27 protein-coding genes, 1 tRNA gene and 1 pseudogene are annotated in these 25,780 nt (G+C 72.2%); 17 read left to right on the forward strand and 12 right to left on the reverse strand.

What is annotated here, in order from left to right; all coding sequences use genetic code 11:
* Positions 1 to 85: 85 nt before the first annotated feature.
* On the reverse strand, positions 86 to 1,537 hold the full coding sequence (locus LPC08_RS19175; protein ID WP_230449836.1) for a helix-turn-helix domain-containing protein: 1,452 nt from the start codon (positions 1,535 to 1,537) through the stop codon (positions 86 to 88).
* A 125-nt stretch (positions 1,538 to 1,662) separates the two neighbouring features.
* On the opposite strand from LPC08_RS19175, the gene LPC08_RS19180 reads away from it, so the two are divergent.
* The 6 genes from LPC08_RS19180 to LPC08_RS26310 all read left to right on the forward strand — a co-directional run bounded on the left by LPC08_RS19180 (position 1,663) and on the right by LPC08_RS26310 (position 8,364).
* On the forward strand, positions 1,663 to 3,177 hold the full coding sequence (locus LPC08_RS19180; RefSeq protein ID WP_230449837.1) for an MmgE/PrpD family protein: 1,515 nt from the start codon (positions 1,663 to 1,665) through the stop codon (positions 3,175 to 3,177).
* Between the two features lie 12 nt (positions 3,178 to 3,189).
* Entirely contained in the window at positions 3,190 to 4,338 is a 1,149-nt protein-coding gene (prpC, locus tag LPC08_RS19185; protein ID WP_230449838.1) for a bifunctional 2-methylcitrate synthase/citrate synthase, read from the forward strand.
* A 451-nt stretch (positions 4,339 to 4,789) separates the two neighbouring features.
* The gene (locus LPC08_RS19190) at positions 4,790 to 7,012 is read left to right on the forward strand and encodes a phage/plasmid primase, P4 family (protein WP_230449839.1); all 2,223 of its coding nucleotides are present in this window, start codon (positions 4,790 to 4,792) and stop codon (positions 7,010 to 7,012) included.
* Positions 7,013 to 7,267: 255 nt separating this feature from the next.
* Complete coding sequence (locus tag LPC08_RS19195) at positions 7,268 to 7,567, forward strand: hypothetical protein (protein WP_230449840.1); 300 nt, start codon at positions 7,268 to 7,270, stop codon at positions 7,565 to 7,567.
* 354 nt (positions 7,568 to 7,921) lie between these two features.
* Positions 7,922 to 8,167 carry a DUF1902 domain-containing protein gene (locus LPC08_RS19200; protein ID WP_230449841.1) on the forward strand — a complete coding sequence of 82 codons (246 nt, stop codon included), beginning with the start codon at positions 7,922 to 7,924 and terminating at the stop codon, positions 8,165 to 8,167.
* Positions 8,167 to 8,364 (forward strand): type II toxin-antitoxin system HicA family toxin, encoded by a 198-nt coding sequence (locus tag LPC08_RS26310; RefSeq protein WP_370643258.1) that lies wholly within the window; start codon positions 8,167 to 8,169, stop codon positions 8,362 to 8,364. The genes LPC08_RS19200 and LPC08_RS26310 overlap by 1 nt, the downstream gene beginning before the upstream one ends.
* 28 nt (positions 8,365 to 8,392) lie before the next feature.
* On the opposite strand, the gene LPC08_RS26105 is transcribed toward LPC08_RS26310, so the two are convergent.
* Positions 8,393 to 8,518, reverse strand: coding sequence for a hypothetical protein (locus LPC08_RS26105; protein WP_255702286.1), 126 nt, complete (start codon positions 8,516 to 8,518; stop codon positions 8,393 to 8,395).
* Between the two features lie 148 nt (positions 8,519 to 8,666).
* Here LPC08_RS26105 and LPC08_RS19205 point away from each other — a divergent pair, with 148 nt between their 5' ends.
* From LPC08_RS19205 to LPC08_RS26375, 10 genes and pseudogenes are all read left to right on the forward strand, one after another.
* A complete protein-coding gene (locus LPC08_RS19205) occupies positions 8,667 to 9,185 on the forward strand; it encodes a hypothetical protein (RefSeq protein WP_230449842.1) in 519 nt (172 codons plus the stop codon).
* Positions 9,185 to 9,727, forward strand: a complete 543-nt coding sequence (locus LPC08_RS19210) for a hypothetical protein (RefSeq protein ID WP_230449843.1) — start codon at positions 9,185 to 9,187, stop codon at positions 9,725 to 9,727. Before LPC08_RS19205 ends, LPC08_RS19210 begins: the two co-directional genes overlap by 1 nt.
* The gene (locus LPC08_RS19215; protein ID WP_230449844.1) at positions 9,724 to 9,963 is read left to right on the forward strand and encodes a hypothetical protein; all 240 of its coding nucleotides are present in this window, start codon (positions 9,724 to 9,726) and stop codon (positions 9,961 to 9,963) included. Before LPC08_RS19210 ends, LPC08_RS19215 begins: the two co-directional genes overlap by 4 nt.
* 115 nt (positions 9,964 to 10,078) lie before the next feature.
* Positions 10,079 to 10,609, forward strand: coding sequence for a hypothetical protein (locus tag LPC08_RS19220; RefSeq protein WP_230449845.1), 531 nt, complete (start codon positions 10,079 to 10,081; stop codon positions 10,607 to 10,609).
* Entirely contained in the window at positions 10,606 to 10,932 is a 327-nt protein-coding gene (locus LPC08_RS19225; RefSeq protein WP_230449846.1) for a hypothetical protein, read from the forward strand. The genes LPC08_RS19220 and LPC08_RS19225 overlap by 4 nt, the downstream gene beginning before the upstream one ends.
* A complete protein-coding gene (locus LPC08_RS19230) occupies positions 10,929 to 12,218 on the forward strand; it encodes a phage major capsid protein (RefSeq protein WP_230449847.1) in 1,290 nt (429 codons plus the stop codon). The genes LPC08_RS19225 and LPC08_RS19230 overlap by 4 nt, the downstream gene beginning before the upstream one ends.
* A complete protein-coding gene (locus LPC08_RS19235; protein ID WP_230449848.1) occupies positions 12,215 to 12,757 on the forward strand; it encodes an HK97 family phage prohead protease in 543 nt (180 codons plus the stop codon). Before LPC08_RS19230 ends, LPC08_RS19235 begins: the two co-directional genes overlap by 4 nt.
* Positions 12,757 to 13,944: a phage portal protein gene (locus tag LPC08_RS19240; protein WP_230449849.1), complete on the forward strand. Its 1,188-nt coding sequence runs from the start codon at positions 12,757 to 12,759 to the stop codon at positions 13,942 to 13,944. Before LPC08_RS19235 ends, LPC08_RS19240 begins: the two co-directional genes overlap by 1 nt.
* On the forward strand, positions 13,941 to 14,180 hold the full coding sequence (locus LPC08_RS19245; protein WP_230449850.1) for a helix-turn-helix transcriptional regulator: 240 nt from the start codon (positions 13,941 to 13,943) through the stop codon (positions 14,178 to 14,180). The genes LPC08_RS19240 and LPC08_RS19245 overlap by 4 nt, the downstream gene beginning before the upstream one ends.
* 257 nt (positions 14,181 to 14,437) lie before the next feature.
* Positions 14,438 to 15,163: pseudogene (locus tag LPC08_RS26375) on the forward strand (tyrosine-type recombinase/integrase); the annotation flags it as partial.
* Positions 15,164 to 15,320: 157 nt separating this feature from the next.
* Here LPC08_RS26375 and LPC08_RS19250 read toward each other — a convergent pair.
* The 5 genes from LPC08_RS19250 to infA all read right to left on the reverse strand — a co-directional run bounded on the left by LPC08_RS19250 (position 15,321) and on the right by infA (position 17,883).
* Positions 15,321 to 15,393: transfer RNA gene (locus LPC08_RS19250), tRNA-Phe, on the reverse strand.
* A gap of 80 nt (positions 15,394 to 15,473) precedes the next feature.
* A complete protein-coding gene (locus LPC08_RS19255) occupies positions 15,474 to 15,695 on the reverse strand; it encodes a DNA gyrase inhibitor YacG (RefSeq protein WP_230449851.1) in 222 nt (73 codons plus the stop codon).
* A complete protein-coding gene (locus LPC08_RS19260) occupies positions 15,685 to 16,776 on the reverse strand; it encodes a ribonuclease E/G (protein WP_230449852.1) in 1,092 nt (363 codons plus the stop codon). Before LPC08_RS19260 ends, LPC08_RS19255 begins: the two co-directional genes overlap by 11 nt.
* Before the next feature lie 274 nt (positions 16,777 to 17,050).
* Positions 17,051 to 17,668, reverse strand: coding sequence for a Maf family protein (locus LPC08_RS19265; RefSeq protein WP_230449853.1), 618 nt, complete (start codon positions 17,666 to 17,668; stop codon positions 17,051 to 17,053).
* A complete protein-coding gene (gene infA / locus LPC08_RS19270) occupies positions 17,665 to 17,883 on the reverse strand; it encodes a translation initiation factor IF-1 (protein WP_188967046.1) in 219 nt (72 codons plus the stop codon). Before infA ends, LPC08_RS19265 begins: the two co-directional genes overlap by 4 nt.
* Positions 17,884 to 18,168: 285 nt before the next feature.
* Here infA and LPC08_RS19275 point away from each other — a divergent pair, with 285 nt between their 5' ends.
* A complete protein-coding gene (locus LPC08_RS19275) occupies positions 18,169 to 18,414 on the forward strand; it encodes a hypothetical protein (RefSeq protein WP_230449854.1) in 246 nt (81 codons plus the stop codon).
* A gap of 152 nt (positions 18,415 to 18,566) precedes the next feature.
* On the opposite strand, the gene hisD is transcribed toward LPC08_RS19275, so the two are convergent.
* The 5 genes from hisD to LPC08_RS19300 all read right to left on the reverse strand — a co-directional run bounded on the left by hisD (position 18,567) and on the right by LPC08_RS19300 (position 25,763).
* Entirely contained in the window at positions 18,567 to 19,859 is a 1,293-nt protein-coding gene (gene hisD, locus LPC08_RS19280; protein WP_230449855.1) for a histidinol dehydrogenase, read from the reverse strand.
* Positions 19,856 to 20,554 (reverse strand): ATP phosphoribosyltransferase, encoded by a 699-nt coding sequence (hisG, locus tag LPC08_RS19285; RefSeq protein WP_230449856.1) that lies wholly within the window; start codon positions 20,552 to 20,554, stop codon positions 19,856 to 19,858. Before hisG ends, hisD begins: the two co-directional genes overlap by 4 nt.
* Before the next feature lie 170 nt (positions 20,555 to 20,724).
* The gene (gene rsmA / locus LPC08_RS19290; protein WP_230449857.1) at positions 20,725 to 21,555 is read right to left on the reverse strand and encodes a 16S rRNA (adenine(1518)-N(6)/adenine(1519)-N(6))-dimethyltransferase RsmA; all 831 of its coding nucleotides are present in this window, start codon (positions 21,553 to 21,555) and stop codon (positions 20,725 to 20,727) included.
* A gap of 408 nt (positions 21,556 to 21,963) precedes the next feature.
* Positions 21,964 to 23,304, reverse strand: a complete 1,341-nt coding sequence (locus LPC08_RS19295; protein ID WP_230449858.1) for a peptidylprolyl isomerase — start codon at positions 23,302 to 23,304, stop codon at positions 21,964 to 21,966.
* A 62-nt stretch (positions 23,305 to 23,366) separates the two neighbouring features.
* Entirely contained in the window at positions 23,367 to 25,763 is a 2,397-nt protein-coding gene (locus LPC08_RS19300; protein WP_230449859.1) for an LPS-assembly protein LptD, read from the reverse strand.
* Between the last annotated feature and the right edge of the window lie 17 nt (positions 25,764 to 25,780).

Below are 25,780 nucleotides of genomic sequence, written 5' to 3' on the forward strand. Positions count from 1 at the left end.
CCGGTATGAGCCTGGCCTCGCCGGCCGTGGTGGCGCTTCCCCTGCACGGGCCCGGAGGCACTGACAGGCGCGAGACCGGAGCCGTTCAGCCCCGGATGCGGTATGGGACCATTCCCCGCTCCAGGCTGCCGACATCGATCGTCTGGCCGGCCGGCGGCACGGCGCGGTGCCGGCAGGTGGTCCGTTCGCAGGCGCGGCAGCCCGGCCCGATCTGGTCCCAGAAGCGGCGGTCCTCCAGGTCCAGCCCGGCCGCGTAGACGGTCTGCCGGGCGTAGTCGATCTCGCAGCCGATGACGACGGCGACGTTTCGTGGCCGGCTGAGATAGGCGCCACCGCCCCGCCCCACCGTGCGCGCGATGCTGAGATAGGCCACGCCATCCGGCGTCTGCGCCACCTGCGCCAGGACGCGGCCGGGCTGGGTGAACGCACGGTAGACGTTCCACAGGGGGCAAGGGCCGCCGAAGCGGGCGAAGCGGAAGCGCGTGGCGCTGCTCCGCTTCAGCACGTTGCCGGCGATGTCCGTCTTGACCAGGAAGAAGGGGATGCCGGGCCGGCTGGCGCGCTGCAAGGTGCTGAGCCTATGGCAGACCTGCTCGAAGCTGGTGCCGAATCGGCTCTGCAGGCGCTCGATGTCATAGCGAAGCCGCTCCGCCTCGGTCAGGAAGCGCTCGTAGGGCATCAGCAGCGCGCCGGCGAAGTAATTGGCGAGGCCGATCCGAGCCAGGGCGCGGGCCTCCCCGGTGGCCAGCCGCGCCGCCCGGATCTGGCTCAGGATGGCGCCGCGCTGCTCCAGCAGGCCGATCACATGCGCCATCCAGAACAGCCGGCTGGCGGGCGTAGCCTCCTGCGCCAGCCACAGTTGCCGCTCCGCGCGCTGCAGCCGCCAGACCGTGCCCTGGGACAGCATCTCCGGATCGTCGGCAACGGCGATCCCATGCGCGTCGCGCAGGTGGCGGATCAGGTCGTCATGCGTCGGGGGGCCCTGGCGGCCGATGCGCTCCGCGAGGGCTTCGGCCGCCTGATCCAGCTCGTCGAAATGGTTGCGGTGGGCCTGCACCCAGTCCCGCACCTCGTCGTAGGGGAAGTGCGGGATCGCCGCGAACTCCTCCCCAGAAGCGGCTGCCCTTGAGCGCAAGGCCTGATGCTGCTCGTCCAGGGCCAGGTAGGCCCGGTAGAGCACCAGGAAGCGCTCCGCCACCTCGGGTGCGGCCCGGATGGCCGCGCGGGCTTCCTCCGCGGAGACGGTGGCCCGGCCGAAGAGGGGATCGCCGGTGGCCTCGCGCAGGCTGCCGGCTATCCGGTCGTCATCTCCGTCGCCGAACAACCCCTCCGGAACGCCCAGGCATTCGGCCGCGCGGATGCGCAGGGCGGGCGGCATGGGGCGGAGATCGGCCTCCATCTGGCTGAGATAGCTGGCCGAGACCGCGAGGCTGCGCGCCAGCGCCGCCTGGCTGAGCCCGCGGGAGAGGCGCAGGCGGCGCAGCCGGTCGCCAGCGAAGACCTTGGGTTCCTTGAGAGTAGACCGGTGATTCTTCACAATCTTCGCAGTCTTGGGCCTGCCGATGGCATGAATATACCTCGGCCGGGGCTGACAGGGGCAGTGGCCATGGCAAACTTCGCAAAAGCCCGACGGGCTGGAAATCCGGGAGTCGCCAGCAGGCCATGATCATCCACGACGTGACGGTGCATCCGGAGGCCGAGCGCCTCCCGCGCGAGGGCCAGCTGGCCTGGAAGATTGCCGCCGTGGCCACCGACCCGGTCGCGGTCGAGGCGGAGGTGACGGAGATGATCATCAACCGGATCATCGACAACGCCTCGGTCGCGATCGCCTCGGTCAACCGCCACCCGGTGGTGACCGCCCGCGCGGAGGCGCTGGCCCATGCCCGGCCGGGCGGGGCGACGGTGTTCGGCTGCGGGCCGGAGGTGCGGGTGCATGCCGAATGGGCCGCCTGGGCTAACGGCACGGCGGTGCGCGAGCTGGACTACCACGATACCTTCCTGGCGGCGGACTACTCCCATCCCGGCGACAACATTCCGCCGATCCTGGCCGCGGCGCAGCAATGCGGCAGGGACGGCGCGGCGCTGATCCGGGGCCTCGCCACCGGCTACGAGATCCAGGTGAACCTCGTCCGCGCCATCTGCCTGCATGAGCACAAGATCGACCATGTCGCCCATCTCGGCCCCTCGGCCGCGGCCGGCATCGGCACGCTGCTGGGGCTGGAGACGGAGGTGATCTACCAGGCGGTGCAGCAGGCGCTGCACGTCACCACCGCCACGCGCCAGAGCCGCAAGGGCGAGATCAGCTCCTGGAAGGCCTTCGCGCCGAGCCATGCGGGCAAGCTGGCGATCGAGGCGGTGGACCGCGCCATGCTGGGCGAGGGCGCGCCGAGCCCGATCTACGAGGGCGAGGACAGCGTCATCGCCCGCATGCTGGATGGCAAGGACGCGCATTACCGCGTGCCGCTGCCCGCGCCGGGGGAGGCGAAGCGCGCCATCCTCGACACCTACACCAAGGAGCACTCGGCCGAGTACCAGTCCCAGGCGCTGATCGACCTCGCCTTCCGCATGGGTAAGCAGGTCAAGGACTGGGACGACGTAAAGGAGATCGTGGTCCACACCAGCCACCACACCCACTACGTCATCGGCACCGGCGCCAACGATCCGCAGAAGATGGACCCGACCGCCTCGCGCGAGACGCTGGACCATTCCATCATGTACATCCTGGCGGTCGCGTTGCAGGACGGGTCGTGGCACCACGTCCGCTCCTACGCGCCCGAGCGCGCGGCGCGGCCGGACACGGTGCGGCTGTGGCACAAGATCCGCACCGTCGAGGACCCGAAGTGGACGGAGCGCTACCACTCGCGCGATCCCAACGTGAAGGCCTTCGGCGGCAAGGTGGAGATCGTCCTCAAGGACGGCTCGGTCATCACGGACGAGCTGGCGGTGGCCAACGCGCACACGCTGGGCGCCACCCCCTGGACCCGGCCCGACTACATCCGCAAGTTCGAGACGCTGACCGAGGGGCTGATCGATCCGGCGGAAGCGCGCCGCTTCCTCGACCTGGTGCAGCGCCTGCCGGAGCTGACGACGGCCGAGCTGCTCGGCCTGAACGTGGCGCTGCCGAAGGGGCAGCTCGCCGCCAACACCCGGCCTGGTATCTTCAACCACGGCCTCTGAGGGAGAGGGTCCATGAGCGAGACGATCGCCGCGCCCAAGCCCAAGAAATCCGTCGCCCTCTCCGGGGTGGCGGCGGGCAACACGGCGCTCTGCACGGTGGGGCGGACGGGCAACGACCTGCACTATCGCGGCTATGACATCCTCGACGTGGCGGAGGCGGCGGAGTTCGAGGAGATCGCCTTTCTCCTCGTCCATGGCCACCTGCCGACGGTCGCGGAGCTGGCGGGGTACAAGCGCAAGCTGAAGGCGCTGCGCGGCCTGCCGCAGACGGTGCGGACGGTGCTGGAGGCGCTGCCCGCCGCCACGCATCCGATGGACGTGATGCGCACCGCCGTCTCCGCCCTGGGCTGTGCCCTGCCGGAGAAGGACGACCACAACCACCCCGGCGCGCGCGACATCGCCGACCGCCTAATGGCCTCACTCGGCTCCGCGCTGCTGTACTGGTACCACGTCTCCCACAACGGCAAGCGTATCGAGGTGGAGACGGACGACGACAGCATCGGCGGCCACTTCCTCCATCTGCTGCACGGCAAGCCGGCACCGGCGGAGTGGGTGCGCGCCATGCACACCTCGCTGATCCTCTACGCCGAGCACGAGTTCAACGCCTCCACCTTCGCCTGCCGCGTGGTGGCAGGGACGGGGTCGGACATGTACTCCGCCATCACCGCCGGCATCGGCGCGCTGCGCGGGCCGAAGCATGGCGGCGCCAACGAGGTGGCGCAGGAGATCCAGGACCGCTACGCCACGCCTGATGAGGCGGAGGCGGACATCCGCCGCCGCGTCGAAGCGAAGGAGGTGGTGATCGGCTTCGGCCACCCCGTCTACACCATCTCCGACCCGCGCAACGTGGTCATCAAGGGCGTCGCGAAGCGGCTCTGCGAGGCGCAGGGCACGCTGGACCGATTCGCGGTGGCCGAGCGGATCGAGACGGTGATGGCCGAGACTAAGAAGATGTTCGCGAATCTCGACTGGTTCTCGGCGCTTTCCTACTCGGCGATGGGGGTGCCGACGGCGATGTTCACGCCGCTCTTCGTCATCTCGCGCACCTCGGGCTGGAGCGCGCACGTCATCGAGCAGCGCATCGACGGCAAGATCATCCGCCCCACCGCCAACTACACCGGCCCGGAGGATCTGGCCTTCGTGCCCCTGGCCGAGCGATAAAGCGAGCCCTGCCCCCAATCCGCCAGGTGCAGACGGGGATCGGCTGCATCTGGCGTCCTGGCAGCGGGCGGACACACCCGCCGTGCGGGCCCTGCCACGGCGGGCGGAACCGAGGCACAGGCTCGGTGACTGCGGCCGTGCGCCACTGGCCGGAGAGGGGGTATCCGAAAAAACCTGGCGGCGGCGTTCGGGCCTGGCAGGACTTCCCTGACAACCAGGGGTCCCCCGTCATGGCGCGACCCGCAGAGGAAGGCCAACGTCGCAACCGAAGCCGGCACACCGTCCGGCCTCCAGGCTTGATGCCTGTGGCGCATCCCAGATTCGCTGCCAGATGGCGGTCGCGGGCAAGGTGGTGGAGCTGAGGGGAACCCCGGCAACCAACCATTTCAACACCCTAGACGGGCCACACCCCGAGAGTCAGCCCCCGGAGAACCTGGGGATTTCGGTGCATGTGGCTACCGAAGATGTAGCGCACGACGCGGCCGAGGGCCAGCAGGAACCCGTCACCCTGGCCACCCTCGCCTCACATCCCCGCTGGGTGGCGTGGCAGACGGAAGGCCGCGGGCCGCAGGGTAAGCCCACGAAGGTTCCCTATGCCCCCGGTGGCGCCAAGGCGAAGGCGGACGCGCCGGCCACCTGGGGCAGCCGGGCGGAGGCCGAGGCGCGCGCGGCGCAGCTCCCCCGGCCCTTCGGCTCCGGCGGGATCGGGCTGGAGCTGGGCGACCATGCCGGCTTGTGCATCGGTGGGATCGACCTCGACACCTGCCGGGCCGAGACGGGCGACCTGGCGCCGTGGGCGCTCCCCGTGCTGGCGCGCTTCCCGACCTATGCCGAGGTGTCGCCCTCCGGCTCCGGGGTGAAGCTGTTCTTCCTCTACGACCCGGCCGACGCGCCCTCCCTGCGGCAGGCGATGGGCACGGCGACGGGACGGAAGTGGGCCAGGAAGGGCGGCGACCACCCGCCGGGGATCGAGTTCTACATCTGCGGCCGGTTCTTCGCCGTGACGGGCGAGCGGCACCCCGACGCGCCGGAGGAGCTGCGCCCGGCCGCCCTGGCCGACCTGCTGTGGCTGATCCAGGAGGCCGGCCCCGGCATGGCCGCGGGCGCCTCCGGAGAGAGCCAGGAGCGGGCGCGCACGCGATCCGGGGGGCAGGGTACGAAGGGGGGCGGCAAGGACGGCAGCCGCAGCGCCAAGGCGTTCCGCATGGCCGCCGAGGTGAAGCGGGCGGGAGGCGACTATGCCGCCTTCCTGGACCGGCTGGAGGAGGACCCGGACACCGCCGCGTGGAAGGCCGACAAGGGCCTGCCGGACGGCGCGCGGGAGGCACGCCGCACCTGGGATCGGGCGTCGCAGGCGGCCAACGACGACGTGCTGCTGACGGAACACGGCGTGGCCCTGGCCTTCACCCGCCAGTTCCGCGACCGGCTGCGCTACTGCCACAGCACGGGCGCCTGGTTCGAGTGGGCCGGCACCCACTGGCGCCAGGACCGCAAGCACGCGGCGTTCAGCTTCGCCCGCACGCTGGTGGCGCAGGCCAACCGGGAGGCCGAGTTCAAGACCCAGGCCATCACCGGCAAGGCCGCCTTCGCCGCCGGGGTGGAGAAGTTCGCCCAACGTGACCCCGCGCATGCCGCGGTGGCGGAGGACTGGGACGCCGACCCCATGCTGCTGGCGACGCCGGGCGGCACGGTGGACCTGCGCACAGGCCGGATGCGGCTGGCCCGGCCGGAAGACATGATGACCCGGGTGGCGGCCGTGGCGCCCTCGCGCGAGGTGCCGCCGGACCGCTGGCTGCGGTTCCTGGATGAGACGACCGGCAGGGATGATGCGCTGATCGGCTTCCTCCAGCGGTGGTGCGGCTACTGCCTCACCGGCCTGACCCGCGAGCAAGCCCTGCTGTTCGGGCACGGGGCCGGCGGCAACGGCAAGAGCGTCTTCCTGAACACCGTGGCGAAGATCATGGGCGACTATGCCGCGGTGGCGGCCATGGACACCTTCACGGCGAGCCATGGCGAGAAGCACCCCACCGACCTCGCCGCGCTGCGCGGAGCCCGCATGGTCGTGTCCTCCGAGACGGAGGAGGGGCGCACCTGGGCGGAGCAGCGGATCAAGCAGATGACCGGCGGCGATCCCGTCACGGCGCGGTTCATGCGGCAGGACTTCTTCACCTACACCCCGCAGTTCAAGCTCACGATCATCGGCAACCACAAGCCCGTGCTGAAGAACCTGGACGAGGCGATGCGGCGCCGGATGAACCTGGTGCCCTTCACCCGCAAGCCGGCGGTCAAGGATGCAGAGCTGGAGGAGAAGCTGAAGGCGGAGTGGCCGGGCATCCTGGCATGGATGCTGGACGGCTGCCTGCTGTGGCAGCGCGACGGGCTGATGCGTCCGCCAGTGGTGATCGAGGCGACGGCGGAATACTTCGCGGAGCAGGACTACTTTGCCCGCTGGCTGGCCGAGTGCTGCATCCTGGACGCCACCCTCAGCACCAAGCCCGCCGCCCTGCTGGGCAGCTTCCACCAGTGGTGTCAGGCGAACGGGGAGGAAGTGGCCGACAACAAGCGGCTGCGCGGCATGATCGAGCGAACCCCAGGGCTTCGGTACGTCTCCCCATGCAATATCCAGTGGGTCCGTGGCATCGGCCTCCGCGCTTCGCAGGGGGGCGAAAAGTGAGGGGGTGGAGGGAAATGTTAGGGGGTTGTGGGGGGTCTTCCGCATGATCCATGAGGCGCGCGCGCACGCATACGGGGAGAACCGGATAACCCCCCACAACCCCCTAACACCCTCTCACATTCCAGACCTGGAAGCCCTGGCCGACCGGGTATCCCGCCTGTCCCCCAGCCACCGCGACCCGCACCGGTTCCACGAGGACAAGAGCGAGGTGGCGGCCGAGCTGCGCCGCCTGGCGCGCCTGCTGGGGAGGGTGGCGTGACCGGCGCCGAGACGGTGCCCGTGCGGTACGAGGTGAAGGCCCTGGAGCCCGTCCGCGGCGCCGGGCGCCTGGTGGGGCTGGCCCTGGTAGAGGTGGAGGTTGCGGGCGTGATCCTCACCCTTCAGGGCGTTCAGGTTCTCCACGGTGGCGGTGGCGGGCTGACCTGCCGCGCGCCGTGCTTCCGCCACCCACGGGACGGGCGAGGGCTGCCGGCGGTGGTGCTGCCGGCAGCCCTGGCGGATGCCATCGCGGCCGAGGTGCTGGAGCTGGCCGCTCAGGAAATCGCTCGGAGCTGATGGGAGGGCTGAACCGCAGTGGGGTCACGCGCAGAATTTTTCCCCGCTGGTGATTGATTGTTTTTCATACGGCCTGCGGACCCGGCGGCGAATCCCAGCAAATGCTGGGGATTTTGCGGCCGTCGCGGGTTCGCAGGGTCCGCACCCTGCGAACCTACTGCGGACTGCGGACCTAGTGCGAACCTGGGCGCGGTCTGGCGGCACCGGTAGGAAGCGATTGCATGCATCCGACGCGGGTCAAGGGTCCGAGCCAACCCTATCCTGTGGATTGCGAGGAAAAAGGTTCGGCATCATCTTAGCGTTGTGGGCATGATTGCCCCAGTATCAGAAGCCCTCCGGGGCCGAGGGAGTAGGATGGAACACCGTAGCGTCATGGTCCGAGCGGAGTGGGACCCTGAGGCGAGGGTCTTTGTTGCCACCAGTGACGACGTGCCGGGCCTTGTGGCAGAGGCCTCAACCGTGCCTGAGCTTACCGCAAAGCTTCAGGACCTCATCCCCGAGCTTCTGGAGCTCAATGGGGATGCCAGCGGGGGCAGCTTCGGTGAGGTGCCCCTCTATGTCATGGCCCAGCAGGTGACAAAAATCCGCGTCCCCTGCTGATGGCGAGCTACACCCCTGACGTGAAAGAGAGGCTGGAGGCGGCTGGCTGCCGCTTCCACCGTCAGGGCAAGGGGGATCATGAGTTCTGGTACAGCCCGATCAGCGGGCGGTACTTCCCTGTAGATCACAAGATCCTTTCCCGACACACTGCTAATGAAATCATGAAGCAAGCAGGGCTGTCTCACCGCTTCCGGTGAGCAATTGGCCGCCCTTCCAACCCCGCCGTTACCGCCCCTCCGGTAGCGCCGCGTCCAGCAACCGCCGCACCGCCTCCGGCCGGCTGGGCGCGTCCTCCTGCTGGGCAATCCAGGCGTCCAGGCGGGCGAGGGCTTCGGGCTGGAGGCGCAGCATGATGGGCGTCCCCGACTGGCCTGGCCGCTTGCTTTTGGTATCAGAAGTTGACGGTGCCATGCCCTTCTGATACCAGAAAGACGGCCGAGACGGAAGTTGGCCCTTCCGTCCCGGCCTAACCCCAACCCGCTGAAGGAGTCAGCAGGTCATGGCTGAACACACCCATAGCACGCCCGCGGACCCGCTGGGCAGAAGACCCCTCACTCTCGGATTTTCCGAGGGTGCCCCAAACCTGACCATCGGGCAGGTTTTCCCCCTCGAGGGGGAAAAGGGGGCGCTGTTCACCCGGCGCACCAGCCGCCTCCCCGCCGCGGCCGTGCAGACGATGCTCGACATCTTCTGCCGCAACCTCCGCACCCCCGAAGGCCGCGCCGAGGCGGAAGACCTAGTGGAGCGCCTGTTGGCCCGCCTGGACGCCCTCGACGGCGACCCGGACATGGAGCCCAACGCGGACGGCGAGGCCGAGCCCGACGAGGCCAGCCTGCACCCTGTGACGCTCGCCGCGGATCGCGTGCCGGCGGTGGTGGTCCGGTTCCCCCGGCGCGGCGGCCAACTCGGCAAATTTGCCGAGTTCTTGGCCAGCCCGGCTTCAAAGTGCAAATTTGCCCTTTGCTCCTCCGGCGCCTTGCCGCCGCCGCCTGCCTTCCGGCCCGAGGGTGGCCGGTGATGGCGACCGCCACCCCAACCGCTGCGGCACCCCGTTGCCGGAAAAACCGGCAACGAAATCAGAGTTCTCGCCACCGTGGCGGAAACTCCCCCACCACCTGCCCGGCTGCCCTGATCGGCCGCGAGCTGGCCGTGCTGAACGCGGCCCACGAGGCGGCCGACGTGGCCGAGCTGGAGGCCAGAAGAGCGAACCAGGGTCCGGCCTCCCTGGCGCACTTGCACCGCAAGGAAGCCATCTGGCCGCGGATCGAGTGCCTGGAGCGGGACATGACCTTCGCCCGCCCCACCAGCCACGAGGGCGCGTTGATGCAGCTGGCTGTGGCCTACGGCGAGGCGAGCGCCCTGACGACCAACCATCTCTCCAAGGACGACCTGCTGGCCCTGGGGCGGCGCCTTGCGCGGCTGCTGTACGGGCTGCGCGGGTTCCTGGAACGGGCGGGTGGCATTGAAGCCGAGGCGCTGGGGGCCGGCTGCTACATGCCCGCCGAGCTGGACCCGCTGCGCGCTCTTGATGCGGCCCGCACCTGGGAGGCCGGCCGATGAGCACTCCTACCCCCAACGCCAAGGATGCCTTCAACGAACTGGACCGCCGCCTGCTGGAGATCGGCAGCGGGCTGCACGCCCTCCAGGAGATCGCCACGACCGGCGACTTCCGGCGAGGCTCGTGCCCCGAGGCCGATCAGTTGCAAGGCGCCATCGAATGGGTGACGGCCCGGCTGATGGAGCAGGTGGTCGCCGCGAACACCTACGCCGAGGAGCAGGCGCGGGCCCAGAGATGACCGATCGGAGGCGGGTGGCCGTGGGGCTGCCCGCCCTCCTCTGCGCAGCGCAGCACTACCCCCTTGTGATGGGTGCCGCGCAGCACTACACTTCCGGTTAGCCCGGAGAGTGCAAATGCCCATTCATCCTGCCGACCACGAAATCCGCTATACCTCCGCTCAGGCATGCGAGGCGGCCGGCATCCCATCCGACACGTTTAAAAATTGGATCATGCGGCACCCTCCCGCGATCCTGCTGACCGACAAGGAGCGAAAAAACAACGGGCGGGGACGCCCAATGATGCTGAGCTTTACCCGGATCATGCACATCACCCTGACGGCGGAATTGAACCGCCTGGGTATGGCCCCTCGCCCTGCGGCCATGGCCGCAGCCGCCTTCACCGATACGAACCGCGGCGCAGCACATGGCGGTTGGGTGGGAGAGGAGACGCCGCCGCACCGGCTGCCCGGCCAGCTCTTCCCGCAAGGCACCACCCTGCTCTTGGTCACCGGGGCGAGCGACACGCAGATGCTTGCCGACTGCATCTGCATCACGCCAAAGACGCCCGTGGCGGACCTGCTGGCGCAGCTCGCGGCCTGCATCGTCGTGGATGTCAACGCCTTCGACCTTCGCGTTCGCACGGTGCTGGGTCACCGCAGCCAGTGACCGCCTCGCCCGCCTTCCGCGTGCACAGCATGACGGTGCACGAGCCGCCGATCCCGGCGCAGCATCAGACGATCCATGCCCAGCTCGCGGTGGAGTACGGCCCGCTGCTGATCGTCGGCGCCGCCCTCGCGCAGTCGGCGGACGGCTCCATGCGCATCTGGCTTCCCAACTTCGGACGTGACCGCCGCGTGGCGTTTCGTGATCCCCAGGAACGCGAGCGCCTGTTGCAGATCGTCCTCTCTGCCTATCGCGCCTTCACCGGCCGCGACCCCGCTGACACGCCTCTCGCGAAGGCTCCCTCCCCTGACGAGGTTCCTTCGTGACCCTTCGCGAAATGCTGGAGCGCCGGGCGGCCACCGCCGCCGAGATGCGCGCCCTCAACACTGCCCCGACCGGCGAGGCCGGCGACCTCTCGGCCGAGCAGCGCACCCGCTGGGACGCGCTCAAGGCCGAGCTGGACGCGCTGGAGAGCCGCATCGGCCGCCAGTCCATCGTGGACGACGCCGAGCGCCGCGCCGCCGGCACGCCGGTCAATGGCACGGGCGACGCCCGCCTGGATGCCGAGATCGGCCGCGTCGGCATCCTCGACGTGATCCGCGCCTCCCTGGGCGGCACCGACCAAGCCGCCAGCCGCGCCCGCGAAGTGTCGGCCGAGCTGGAGCGCCGCTCCGGGCGCCGCGCCGAGGGCATGTTCTGGCACATGGGCGCACCCGCCAACGTCGAGAGCCGCGTCGTCACCACCGCCCTGCCGGCGGGCGGGCCCGGCGGCAACCTGGTGCCGGGCGAGTACCGCGAAGACCTGTTCATCGACCGCCTGCGGACCACCACCCGTGTCCGCGCGCTGGGCGCCACGGTGCTGACCGGCCTGCTGGGCAACATCACCATCCCCCGCCGCAAGGCATCCGTGGTGGCCGGCTGGGTCGCGGAGAATACCGCCCTGGCCTTCTCAGACCCGCAGTTCGACGGCGTGACGCTGACCCCGAAGCACGCGGGCGTCATCACCGAATACAGCCGCAACATGATCCAGCAGGCGAGCCCGGACGTGGAGCAGCTCGCCCGCAACGACATGGCCCTGGTGCTGGCTGAGACGCTGGACCGCGCGGCCATCGCCGGCAGCGGCGCGGGCGCCGAGCCGCGGGGCATCCTCAACACCCCCGGCATCGGCGGCGTGGCGGCCGGCACCAACGGCGGAGCCCTGACCTTCGACCTGGTGGCCGACCTCCAGGGGCAGGTGGAGGATGCCAACGCGGATGGTGGCTCCATGGGCTTCCTGACCAACACCAAGGTTCGGCGCGCCGCGGCCAAGATGAAGGACGTGTCGGGCTTCCCGCTGGGCGTCCCTATGGTGTTCCAGGGCGCCACGCCCACCGTCACGAACAACGTGCCGTCCAACCTCACCAAGGGCACCGGCACCGGCCTCTCCGCCCTGATCTACGGCAACTGGTCGGACCTCCTCATCGGGGTGTGGTCGGAGCTGGATATCCTGGTGAACCCCTACGCGGCCGATGCCTACGCCAAGGGGAACGTGCAGATCAGGGCGATGATGACGGTGGACGTCGCCGTGCGTCACCCGGAGAGCTTCGCGGCCATCAAGGACATCATCGCGTGAGCGGCGCGGCGCGCTTCCCGGACGGGCTGGAGCGTCGCGCCGCCGCCGAGCTGCGCGCCGCCGGCCGCCGTCTGGAGGGCTACGCCGCGGTGTTCGCGGCCGAGGCCCGCATCGGCGGCTTCACCGAGACGATCCGTGCCGGCGCCTTCCGGGCGTCGCTGGCCGCCGGGGGCGACGTTCTCGCCCTGGTGGACCACGACCCCGGCCGGCTGCTGGCGCGCACCGCCTCGGGCACGCTGCGGCTCGCGGAGGACACCCGCGGGCTGCACTTCTCCCTGGACGTGCCCGACACCACCTTGGGGCGCGATATCCTCGCCCTAGCCGAGCGGCGCGACCTGGGCGGCATGAGCTTCAGCTTCCGGGTGAAGGACGAGGCGTGGCCCGCGGCCGACCGGCGCGAGCTGCGCGCGGTGGAGCTGCTGGAGGTATCGGTGGTCCATGCTTGGCCCGCCTATGCCGCCACCACCGTCCAGGCCCGCAGCCGGACCGCCCAGGGCGCCGCGGCAGCCGCCCGCGCCCGCTTCCTGGAGACGCTGTGATGGCTGGCCTCCTCGCCCGCCTGCTGGGCCGGACGGAGAAGCGCGCGGCGCCCCTCTCCGACCCTGCGGGCTATGCCGCGGCCTTCGGCATCCGCCCCACCGCCTCGGGCGTCTACGTCAACGCCCGCCTGGCGGAGAACCTGTCCACCGTCTCGGCCTGCGTCGGCGCGATCAGCTCGACCATGGGCAGCCTGCCGGCCTACGTCTACCGGGTGACGCCTGGCGGGCGGGAGGAGGTGCCGTCGCATCCGGTGGCCCGCCTGATCCGCCGGCCGAACGCGCACCAGACCTGGCCCGACATGATCGAGTGGCTGATGGCGCAGGTGCTGCTGCACGGCAACGCGGTGCTGGCGCTGGAGTACGACGGCGCCGGGCGCATCACCGCGCTGCGGCCGATCCCCTGGGGCAAGCTCCAGCTCTACACCCTGCCGTCCGGACGGCTGGCCTACGACGTGGTGCAGGATGCCGGCGGCGTGCGGCGCTACCTGGCCGACGAGGTGTTCCACCTGCGCGACCGCAGCGACGACGGGCTGATCGGCCGCAGCCGGATCAGCCGCGCGCCGGAGGTGCTGGGCAGCGCCACCGCGCTCCAGGAGTGGACCGGCAGCCTGTGGCAAAACCAGGCGACGCCCTCCGGCTCGGTCACGCATCCCAAGACCCTGAGCGACGATGCAGTGCGACGTCTGCGGGCGCAGATCACAGACAGCATCACCGGCACGCGCAACGCCCGCCGGGTACTGGTGCTGGAAGAGGGCATGGAATGGAAGGCCCTTTCCGTCAGCCCGGAGGACGCCGAGGTGCTGGCGTCGCGGCGCTTCACGGTGGAGGAGCTGTGCCGGCTGTTCCAGGTGCCGCCGCCCATCGTGCAGGACTACACGCACAACACCTTCACCAACTCGCAGCAGGCGGCGCTCTGGTTCGCGCAGTTCAGCCTCACGCCCTGGGCGCGCAAGATCGAGGCGGAGTTCTCCCGCTCCATCTTCGGCACCGGCTCCGACCTGACGCTGGAGGTGGACCTCTCCGGCCTCATGCGCGGCGACTACGAGGCGCGGTGGAAGGCGCACGAGATCGCCGTGCGCAACCAGATCCTCGACCCCAACGAGGTGCGCGAGGTGGAGGGCTGGAACCCGCGGCCGGTGACGGCGCAGCAAGGCCAGCAGCAGCCGGCGGGAGGGGAGGGGGCGTGAGGGACAGCAGCACCCTCCCTGGCTGGCCGCTGATGCTGCGCCGTGAGCTGGCGGCGCAGTATCTCGGTATGTCGCCCACCACCTTCGACGCCGAGCGCAAGGCCGGCCGCGTGCCGAAGCCCGTGTCCATCACGGCCGGGTTGGAGGCATGGCACCGCGGCGACCTCGACGCCTGGGCGGAGGATCGCCGGGCCGCCGCAGCAAACGCGCCGAAGCCGAATCCCTGGGACGCCTGATGATCGTGGTGCGCCGCCGCTATCGCTATGTTGTCCAGGACCGCGACCGCCACGGCAACCTGCGCACCTACCTGCGCATGCCGGGCAAGGCGAAGCTGCGGCTGCACGAGACGCCGGGCACGCCGGAGTTCGATGCCGAGTACCGACGCGCGCTGGAGGCGAAGCCCGAGACGCAGAAGCGTGGACCGGGACAGGTGGTGCCCGACAGCCTGCGCGCCGCCTGCATCGCCTACCGCAGCTCGGCCGAGTTCAAGCGCATGGCGCCGCGGTCGCAGCATGTCCGCTGGCTGATCCTCGACCACCTGTTCGACCAGCACGGCGACAAGCCGGCGAAGCTGATGGAGCCGCGCCACGTCCGCAGGCTGCGCGACGAGAAGGCGGAGAAGCCCGAGGCGGCGAACGCCCTGGTAAAGTCCCTCCGGGCCGTCTTCCGACACGCCGTGGCGACGGGAGAGATGGCGACCAACCCGGCCGAGGCCGTGCCCTACATCCAGTCCGGCAGCGAGGGCTTCCACACCTGGACCATCGAGGAAGTGCGCAGGTTCGAGGCCCGGTGGCCGGTGGGAACGACGCCCCGCCTGGCGCTGGCCCTGATGCTCTACACGGGCGTCCGGCGCAGCGATGCGGTGAAGCTCGGCCGTCAGCACGTTCGGGACGGGCACCTGCACTTCCTGGTGACGAAGGGCGCCAGGAAGAAGCCGATGCGCCTGGTGCTGCCGATCCTGCCCGAGCTGGCCGAGGTGATCGCCGTCACGCCCGGCACCGACCTGACCTTCCTGCGCAACGGGTTCGGCCGGCCCTTCACGCCGGAGGGCTTTACCAACGTGTTCCGGAAGTGGGTCCGGGAGGCCGGTATCCCGCACTGCACCCCGCACGGGCTGCGGAAGGCGGCGGCGGTCAGGCTGGCGGAGATGGGCTGCACCGCCCACGAGATCATGGCCGTCCTGGGTCACACGACCCTCAAGGAGGCCGCCCGCTACACCGCGAAGGCCGAGCGCCAGCGGCTCGCGTCCAGCGCCCTCAGCCGGCTGTCCGGCCTGAGTCTGGACGCGAAAGTGTCCCACCCCAGCGCGCCAACGCCGAAGTGGGACGAAAACGCAACGCAGCATGATGAAAACAAAGGAGAAATCACATGGAAGATGCCCAGGGGCGGAATCGAACCACCGACACTGCGATTTTCAGTCGCATGCTCTACCAACTGAGCTACCTGGGCATAGCGCTCGTGGTGGGCGGCCATCTACCCTGGCCCGGACGGGCTGTCCACCCGCCCGGCCGTATTTTCCTCGGCCGCCCCTATCGCTCCCCCTCGCCGGGGACATCGCCTTCGCCGACCGGCTCACCGGGGATGGCGTAGTCCCCGGACAGCCAGCGCCCGAGATCCACCTGCCGGCAGCGCGGCGAGCAGAAGGGCCGGTGCTCCGGCACCACCGGCCGGCCACAGATCGGGCAGCCGCCGCGCGTCTTCGCCGGTGACCGGGGCGGTCGGGCCGGCCGGGGCGGTGGGTCAGTCGGCATCCTCGATCCTCTCCTCTCCGGGGGGCACGGTGGCATCCGGGCGCAGGAGCAGCGGCGGCGCCTCGGCCAGGGTCTCCGGCAGCGCCCCCAGCACCGCCGGATGCGCCCGCAGCGCCAGGCGCGCCCCCGGCCGGGCCGCCGCCTCCCGTGCCGCGCGGCGCAGCGCCGCCAGCCCATGGGTCAGGGCGGAGGGCGGCAGCCCCAGCACCTCGTGCAGCGGCGGGTGGACGCGGGTGCGCACCATCTCGATCAACCCCAGCCCGGTCGTCCCCAGGATACGCAACAGCCCGTCCGGCTTCGCCGCAGCCTTCAGCGCCGGCAGGAACCCCGCCCGCGCCCCCGCCGGCATCCCCGCCAGGTCCAGCAGGATCGGCCCCGCGAGGCGGCGCAGGCGGATCTGCCGGGCCGCCTCGGCCAGCGCGGCCTCGTTCACCCGGCGCTGCGCGGCGCGGTCGCGGCCGGTGGCGGTGCCGGTGTCCACGTCGATCGCGGTCAGCGCGGCGGTGGGCTGGATCAGCAGCCGCCCGCCGCCGGGCAGCGGCACCTCGGGCGAGGCGAGGGCGTCGAACGCCGCTTCCAACGCCTCGTCGAAGACCGGGCCGGGGCGCAGCGCCACCCGCCCCGCCCCCAGCGCGGCCCGCAGCGGCACCGCATCGGCCGCGGCGTCGCACAGCACCGCCGCCTGGGGATGCGCCCGTCCCAGCCGCAGCGGCGCCGCCGGCCCGCGGGCGAGCAGCCGCACCGGACCCAGCGTGGGCGCGTCGGCCGGCACCTTGCGGTCCAGCCGGGGCCCCTTGCCACCCTGGGCCGCGCGGGTCACCCGGACGGCGCGCAGGTCGCCCTCCGACAGACCCTCTCCCCCCTGGGCATCGGGGAGGAAGCCGCTCTCCTCGCCCTCCAGCGCCACGAAGACCCCGGACAGCGCCGGGACCCGCGCCGTCACCCGGCCGAGATGGAGGTCCCCCACCCCGTCCGGCCGCGCCGGGCGCTCCACCCACGCCTCCTCCAGCACCCCGTCCCGCAGCAGCGCGGTGCGACGCTCGCCGGGAGAGGCGGAGACGAGGATCAGCGTGGCGGTCATGCGGGGGCGTGCCCGGCCCGCCGGGGGCACGGCCGGCCCCCGGACTCCGGCAGGAGTCCGCCACCGGCCGCTGGCAGCGCCCGGGCCACGAAGACGGCAGGATCGCCAGTCCCATGCCCGGCGCACGGAGGCCGCCCTCGCCGGGGACCCTGGCGCCCCGCCGCACCCCGGACTCCGCGAACGGGGGCGCGGGGGCCCCGCTCCTGCCGGAGCGGGGGGTACGGGGGCGAAAGGCGGGGGTCTTCCCCCCGGGCGCCCCGGGACGGAAGGCGCCTCACGGCCGCAGCCAGCCGACCCCCCGCAGCAGCTGCGCCGTCTCGAACATCGGCAGACCCACCACGTTGGAGTGCGAGCCGGAGAGGAAGCGCACGAAGCCCTCGGCGCGCCCTTGGATGGAATAGCCGCCCGCCACGCCGCGCCATTCGCCGCTGGCCAGGTAGTCGGCGATCTGGGCGCCGGTCAGGCGCTGGAAGGTCAGGATGGAGGTCACCAGCCGTTCCCGCCGCACCCCGTCGGGCGTGACCAGGCACACCCCGGTGGTGACGCGGTGCCGGCGGCCGGACAGCAGGTCGAGGAAGCGCCGGGCCTCCGCCTCATCGGCCGGCTTGCCCAGGATGCGGCGGCCCACCCCCACCACCGTGTCGGCGGCGAGCACGAGGCTCCCCGGCGCGCGTTCCGCGGCGGCGGCGGCCTTTTCGCGCGCGAGGCGTGCGGCGAGCAGGCGCGGCAGCTCGGCCTTGCGGGGGGTCTCGTCGATCTCGGCGGGGGCGACCCGGTCGGGCACGATCCCGAGGCGGGCCAGCAGGTCCAGGCGGCGGGGACTCGCGCTCGCCAGGAGAAGGGGCGGACGGGCGGCCGCGACGGGGCGCTCCGCCGACGCGTCGGCGCTCACTTGAAGCGGAAGGTGATCCGGCCCTTGGTCAGGTCATAGGGCGTCATCTCGACGTTCACGCGGTCGCCGGCCAGCACGCGGATGCGGTTCTTGCGCATCTTCCCGCTGGTATGGGCCAGGACCATGTGCTCGTTGTCCAGCTTCACACGGAACATGGCATTGGGCAGCAGCTCGACCACATGGCCGCTGAACTCGATCATGTCTTCTTTCGACATGCATCCTCTGGGGTTGGGCAGGCCGGCGCGCACCGGGCCAGTCCGGACGTGCCAAAGCGCGCCGAGGTGGCGTTGGGCAGGCCGGAACATGGTGCCCTGGCCTGTCCGGGTCAACAACGGAAACCGTTTCAGGGTCTTGGCGGCCAGGGTGGCAGACCCGACCGGGCCGCGGGGCGGTGCCGGCCTGGTCCGGCGCGCCGTCGCCCCGCTCGACGCCGCCCACGATCCGGGCCGCCCGGATGGGGCGCCAGGGCCCAGGCCCCTGGGGCGCCGTAGCGGCCCCGCATGACGCGCCTCACGCCGCGACGCGCGCTCCACCTGCTCCGCCTCCTGGAGCGGCGCGCCAGGGGGATGGAGCCCGGCGACGACGCGCTGTCCCGGCTGCGCCTGGATCGGCTGGCGGCGGAGCCCTGGCCCTGGCTGAGGATGACCGTCGCCAAGCTGGCCGTGGTCCTCCTCCTGGCCATGCTCGCGGCGGGCCTCTTCCGCGGCGGGCTCGCGGCAATGCAGGCACTGGGCGTCGGGCGGTGAGCGCGTCCCCGCGGTATCCCCCTGGCCCGGCCTGCCGCGGGCTGCGCCCCGGGATGCGGCCGGGGCGGGTCGCACCCTCCGATCAGCCCCGGCCCATCGGACCCGGCCCTTCAGCCCCGCCCCTTCAGCCCCGCCCCTTCAGCTCTGGCCCTTCAGCTCTGGCCCAGCCGCATCGCGATGCTGCGGGCGTGCGCGCCCAGCCCCTCCGCCTCGGCCAGTTCCACCGCCGCCGGGCCGATGGCGTGCAGCCCGGCCTCCGTCGCCTCCACCCAGGTGGTGCGCTTGAGGAAGTCGTAGACCGAGAGCCCCGAGGCGAAGCGGCTGGTCCGGCCGGTCGGCAGCACATGGTTCGGCCCGGCCACGTAGTCGCCCAGCGCCTCCGGGCACCAGGGACCGAGGAAGGCGGCGCCGGCATGGCGGATGCGGGCGAAGAGCGCCGGGGCGTCGGGCACCATGACCTGCAGGTGCTCGGGCGCGAGGCGGTCGGTCAGCCGCGCCGCCTCGTCCCAGTCGCGGACCAGGATGACGGCACCATGCGCCTCCCAGGAGGCGCGGGCGATCGCGCCGCGCGGGAGGGTGCGCAGCGCCGCCTCCACCGCCTCCGCCACGGCACCGGCCAGGCCAGGGCTGTCGGTGATGAGGATCGCCTGCGCCGCCTCGTCGTGCTCGGCCTGGGCCATCAGGTCCATGGCGACGCGGGCCGGGTCCTGCCCGCCATCGGCCAGGACGACGACCTCCGACGGGCCGGCGATGGAATCGATGCCCACCCGCCCGAAGACCTGCCGCTTGGCCTCGGCCACATAGGCGTTGCCGGGGCCCACGATCTTGTCCACCGGGGCGACGGAGTCCGTCCCCCAGGCCAGGGCCGCCACGGCCTGCGCCCCGCCGATGCGCCAGATCTCCGTCACCCCGGCGCGGTCGGCGGCGGCCAGGACCAGCGGGTTGATCTCCCCCTCCGGCGTGGGGACGCACATCGCCACCCGCCCGACCCCGGCGACGCGCGCCGGGATGGCGTTCATCAGCACCGAGGACGGATAGGCCGCCTTGCCGCCCGGCACGTAGAGCCCGGCCGCGTCCACCGCCCCCCAGCGCATCCCCAGGGTCAGCCCCTCCTCGGGCAGCACCAGGTCCCGCGGCATCTGGGCGGCGTGGAAGCGTTCGATCCGGCGCGCGGCGAGGTCCAGCGCGGCAAGGCGCTCGGGCGAGCAGCGCGCCTTCGCGGCCGCGACCTCCTCCGGCGTCACGCGCAGCGCGGCGGCGCTCCCCGGCGTCCAGCGGTCGAAGCGCGCGGTCAGGTCGAGCAGCGCCGCGTCGCCCTCCGCCCGGATGCGGGCGATGATCGCGGCGACGGCACCGTCCACCTTCGCCGTGGTCTCGCGCGCCGTGTCCAGCAGCGCGTCGAACCCGGCCGCGAAGCCGGGGTCGCGCGTGTCCAGCCGCCTCATGCCTCCAGCGCCTCGCGGAAGCGGGCGATCCAGGCGCCGATCTCCTCGGGTCGGGTCTTCAGCGCGGTGCGGTTGACTACGAGGCGGGAGGTGACCGGGGCGATCACCTCCGTCTCCACCAGCCCGTTGGCCTTCAGGGTCGAGCCGGTCTGCACCAGGTCCACGATCAGCCGGGACAGGCCCAGCGAGGGCGCCAGCTCCATCGCGCCGTTCAGGTGCACCACCTGGGCCTGGATGCCGCGCGCGGCGAAGTGGCGGGTGGCGATGCCGGGGTACTTGGTCGCCACCGTCACCGCCGACCAGGTGGAGGGGTCGTCCCGCCCGGCCAGTTCGCGCGGCTCGGCCACCGAGACGCGGCAGGCGCCGAGGCGCAGGTCGAGCGGCGCGTAGAGCTCGGGGTAGTCGAACTCCATCAGCACGTCGCCGCCGCAGACGCCGATCTGGGCGCCGCCATGGGCGACGAAGGTGGCGACGTCGAAGGGGCGCACCCGCACCACGTCCAGCCCGGCGTGGTTGGTGGCGAAGCGGAGGGAGCGGCTGTCCTCGTCCTCGAAATCCGCGTCCGGGACGATGCCGGCCCGGGTGAGGAGCGGCTTCAGCTCCTTCAGGATGCGGCCCTTGGGCAGGGCGAAGACCAGCGGGGCGTCGTAGCTGGCGAGGGCGGCGGCAGCCTGTTCTGGAATCGGTTGGTCCATGGCGGAGCCTAGCACAGTCCGGGACGGGGAGGCGCGTGACCTTTCCGGGTCGCGCATGCGCCCGGACGGTGACGACGGGGCGATGGCACCGGGCGCGGCCGGGGGCAAGGGCGCGGAAAAGGACGGCGTCATGCGGGGGATGAGGGGCTGGCCGGCCCCCTCCCCCGGGCTCAGCGGGCCAGCACCGCCCGCGCCAGCCGCTCGAACTCCGCCACGTCCAGCGTCTCCGCGCGCCGCGTCGGCTCGATCCCGGCCGCCTCCAGCAGCGCCTCGGGCTGCCCCAGCGGCTTCAGCGACCCGCGCAGCATCTTGCGCCGCTGCCCGAAGGCGGCCGCGGTCAGCCGCTCCATCGCCGCGGCCAGCTCGGGGGCCGGCTGCTCCGCATGCGGAACCAGATGCACCACGGCGGACCAGACCTTGGGCGGGGGGGAGAAGGCGCCGGGCGGCAGGCGCATCACCATCCGCGCCATGCAGCGCCACTGCGCCAGCACCGCAAGGCGCCCGTAATCCTCGCTGTCCGGGGCGGCGGTGATCCGCGCCGCCACCTCCTGCTGGAACATCAGCGTCAGGCTCTCCCAGGCCCCGGCCTGGCGCAGCCAGCCGACCAGCAGCGGCGTGCCGACATTGTAGGGCAGGTTCGCCACCACCTTGCGCGGAGCCCCGACCAGGGCGGCCGCATCCACCCGCAGCGCATCCGCCTCCAGCACCGTCAGCCGCCCGGGAAAGGCCCCGGACAGCTCGGCCAGCGCCGCCACCGCCCGTCGGTCCAGCTCGATGGCGGTGACATGCTCCGCCCCCCCGGCCAGCAGCGCGCGCGTCAGCCCGCCCGGGCCGGGCCCGACCTCCACCACCTGCCGCCCGGCCAGGTCGCCCGCCTGCTGCGCGACGCGGGCACAGACCGCCGGGTCCAGCAGGAAGTGCTGCCCCAGCGACTTGCGCGCATCCAACCCATGCCGCGCGACCGTCTCGCGCAGGCCGGGAAGGTCGGCCGGGTCAGCCATGCGGGCCCCCTCGCGCCGCGGCAGGCCCGGGGTGGTGGGTGGCGTGGCCGGCCGCGGCCAGGGGGAAGGCTCCGCCTTGCCCCCCGGACCCCCCATCCGCCAGGAGCAGAGCCCCTGGACCCCCGTTCACGGGCGCGTCGCACGCCGGGGAGCCATGCTCCCCGGCGACGGCGGCCGCAGCACGTGCGGCCTTTGATTTTTCCTCGGTGCCCCGCCTGTCTGCGCTCTGCCCGGGTGCAGTCCGCAGGCTGACACCGACCACGCGGCGCCAGACTCCCAGCGGGGTCCGGGGCCCGCTCGTGGCCCCGGCGGAGGGAGGCCTGGGGAGGCGGCGACGCCTCCCCCCGGCCCGCCGCCCGGACACGCGCGCCAACCGGCCGGACGGGCCAAGGAGGGTCACCGCGCCGGTCAGTCGCGCATCTCGATCTGCGCCTGCCGGCGCAGGTTGCGCAGTTGCTGCTGGGAGATCAGCTCGGCGCGCTGGCGCAGCAGCTCGGCCTTGGCCTGCTCCTCCGTGTACTGGGCCAGGTTGCGCGTCTCGCGGGAGCAGACGGCGATCACCATGATGCCGTCCGGCGTGACGATCGGCTGGCTGGCGCGGCCGATCGGCAGGCCGGCGATCAGCTGGCGCAGCGGCGGCGGCTGCAGCGTCTCCAGCCGGATCTCGCCCGGATCGGCGGGGCGCGGGCTGTTGCGGGCCGCCGCCTCCACCGCCTCGCAGCCGCCGCGCAGGGCCTGGGCCTTCTCCAGCTGCTGGCGCTGCTGCTCGGTCGGGTTCTGCGGGTCGAGCGCGGTGCTGAAGGGGAAGAAGGCCTGGCGCACCCGCACCAGCGTCGCGATCTCGCGCCCCGTCTCCCGCCGCTGGCGCAGGGCGACGATGCGGAAGCCGCCGGGCACCTTGACCGGGTTGCTGATGGCCCCGGGCGGCATCTGGGACACGAGGCGCGCCACCTCCGGCTCCAGCGTATCCGCCTGCACCCAGCCCAGGTCGCCGCCCTGCAGGGCCGTCTGGCTCTGGCTGAACTGAGTGGCGGCGACGGGGAAGGGCAGGCCGGCGCGCAGGCGGGAGACGACGTCGCCCACGAAGCGCTGCACCTCGCCCTCGCGCGCCGGGTCGTCCAGCGGGATGAAGATCTCGGAGACGAGGTATTCCGGCTGGCCCAGCCGCGCGGCGTGCGCCTCCATCTGCTCCTTGACCTCGGCCTCGCCCGGCTCCGCCTGCGGGCCGAGCAGGGCGCGGATCATGCGGGACCAGCCGATCTGCACCCGGATCTGGTCGTAGAGCACACGCAGCTCCACCCCCGCCTGGCGAAGCTGGGCGCGCAGCCCGCCCTGCGGCAGGCCGTTGCGCGCCTCGATGTCGGCCACCGCGCGGGCCACCTCGTCATCGGTGACGGGGATGCGGCGCCGCTGGATGTCCTGCAGCCGCAGCCGGTCGTCGATCAGCAGGCGCAGCACCTGCGGCTCGATCCGCTGCAGCACGTCGGGCGCCGCCGCCATGCCGGTGCTGATGGCGAAGAGCCGGGCGCGGCTCTGCACCTCGGAGCGGGTGATCACCTCGCCGTTCACGATCGCCACGATCCGGTTGGCGCCGGGGTCGGGCCGGGCGGGGGCGGAGGCCGCCGGACGGGCCGGGCGGGGCCCCGGCTGCGCCTCGGCGGCGGGGGCCAGCAGCAGGGCCGGCAGCAGGGCCAGCGGGAGGAGCGCGGAGGGGAGGCAGCGGGAAGGCAGGGGGAACAGGCGTCGCATGGGGAGTCCGGGCTGGGCCGTCAGAGGCGCATCGGGGGGAGTCGCGGATCGTCGGCCCCGGGCTACAGCGCCCGGAAGCCGAAGTCACCCAGCGTCTTCAGGCCGATCCGGAACAGCACCGTGGTGGAGGAGGGATAGGTGCTGCCGGTCGAGGCCTGTTCGGCGTAGGATTTGTAGAAGCGGGTGTCGAAGATGAGGCACTCGTCCTCATAGGTGATGTTGGCGCCGATCGAGACGGGGCGGTCGATCTCGATGTCGTAGCGGCCGAAGCCGCCCGCCGACCAGAAGCGCGAGACCTTGGCCGAGGCCGCGCCGTAGACCTCGCGCCGGTAGTTGGACGGGGTCAGGGCCGGGTTGGGGACGGTGTAGAGATAGCCCGCGGTCAGGGTCACGTTCGGGCCGCCCAGCCCGGCCAGCCCCACCCGGGCGGAGCCGTCGACCAGTTGCCGGTCGAAGCTGTCCTTGTCCAGCCGGGTCCGCGCGGTCAGGTCCAGCCAGGGCACGGGGGAGAGCGTCACCCGGCTGACCACGTCCGAGACGCGGTCGCGCAGGCCGGAGCGCAGCGCGAAGACCTCCTCGGTGGAGGTGCGGTAGGACTGGCCGACGATCCCCTCCAGCTGCCCGCCATTGGGGAAGAGCCAGGCGCCGCGCATGGCGGCGTCCAGCCGGGTCCCGCCCTCCTGCCGGTCGCGGCCGGTGAAGCGGTTCAGGGCGAAGAGGTTGGCGTCGGTGAACTCGAAGTCGAGGCTGTCCTCGTTCGGGATGTCCATCTGCCGGCCGGTGGCGGGGCCGGTGACGAGCTGCAGGCGCGGCTCGACGACCTGCCGCCCGTACTCACCCGCCGAGCGGACGAAGGGCATGCGCCAGTCGATGGCGGCGCGGATGTTGGCGCGGGCGGTGGTGATGGAATCCGTCGTCGAGTAGTTCGGCGCCTGGTTCAGGTCGTCCGCCCAGTAGCCCATCAGGTCGCCCTGCGCGCGGAAGGTCCAGAGATCGCCATAGGCGCCCATGCGCGGCAGGCTGTAGGTGACGCGGCTGGAGAGGCGGCGGGTGCTGGTGCCCTTGTCGCGGGTGATGGCGAAGGCGGAGGCGTCGAAGCCCGCCGTGCCGCCCAGCCCGTCCCGGGCGAAGACGTGGTCGTAGTAGGCATTGGGCAGGACGAAGGGGATCTGCGCGATGTCGTCCGTGCTGCGCAGGCCCTGATAGGCGCGGGCGTCGATGCGGGCGTAGCCCTCCGCCCCCCAGAAGCCCTCGGCATAGACGTCGCTGCTCAGCACCCGCGGGCTGGGGAAGCGGAAGGCCCGCAGGTAGGTCTCGGAGGTGGCGCGGTTCAGGTTGAAGCCGGTGCGCCAGGTCTCGTCGATGTTGAAGGTGCCGCGGCTGAAGATGTGCCCGCCCCAGCCCTTCTCGTTGTTGGTCTCGTCGCCGTTCAGGTAGCCGACCGACCCCTCCGCGTGCAGCTCGCCGAAGTTGAAGCGGCGCCGGTAGGCGGCGGCCAGCGACGGCGGCACGTCGGTGGAGATGGTGGGGGTCACGGTGAGGTCCGAGGCCCCGTCGATCGCCCAGTAGTAGGGGATCTCGGTGAAGACCCCGAGGTAGCGGGTCTGCCCGAAGGAGGGCGAGAGGAAGCCCGAGGAGCGCGGCGTCGAGGGGTCGGGCATCGACATGTAGGGGGTGTAGAGCACCGGCACCCCCGCCAGCCGCACCGTGGCGTCGCGGAAGCGGATGCGCTGCGCGCCCTCGTCGCGCGTGGCGAGGCGCGATTGCACCTGCCACAGCGGCGGCTCCGTCGGGTCGTCGGCGCAGAGGTCGCAGGAGGAATAGACCGGCCGGGACAGGTCCAGGATCGGCCCGCCCGGCGCGTCGGTGCGCCGGGCGCCGTTGGCGATCAGCCGGCCGTTCTGGGCCAGCAGCGCGCTCACCCCCTCGATCACCCCCTCCCGCATGCCCCCGGCCAGCTCCGCCCGGTCGGCGAAGAGCACCTGCCCGTCGGGCTGGAGGAGCTGGACGTTGCCTTCCGCCACCGCGACCCCGGTGTTGCGGTCGTAGGTCATGCGGTCGGCGCGCAGGATGCGCTCGTTCTGCCACGCCTCGACGTTGCCGCTGGCGGTGACCAGGGCGCGGTTCTCGTCGTATTCGACCGAGTCGGCGGTGAAGGTGACCGGGGCGTTGCGGTCGGCCGGCGGGCCGGCGGGCTGCCGGCCGCGCGGCGCGCCCAGGATGCTGCCATCGGTGCGCTGCGCCACGGCCTCCCGCGCCGGGCCCAGCGCCGCCAGGGCCAGCGCCGCCAGGGCCAGCGCCAGGCCCGGCGCCGCCAGGGCCGGCCGCGCGGGGAGGCCCGGACGGCGGCCGCCGGCACCCGCCCGGTGAAGCCGTGCGGACCGGGCGCGCTCCGGATCGGTCCCACGCGGCCGGGCGTCCCCGGCGCGGGTTCCGGCCCGCGGCCCGGGATGGCGCATGTCTCCTCCCCCCATAG

The sequence above is a fragment of the Roseomonas sp. OT10 genome (assembly GCF_020991085.1).
GTDB classification, from domain to species: domain Bacteria; phylum Pseudomonadota; class Alphaproteobacteria; order Acetobacterales; family Acetobacteraceae; genus Roseomonas; species Roseomonas cutis.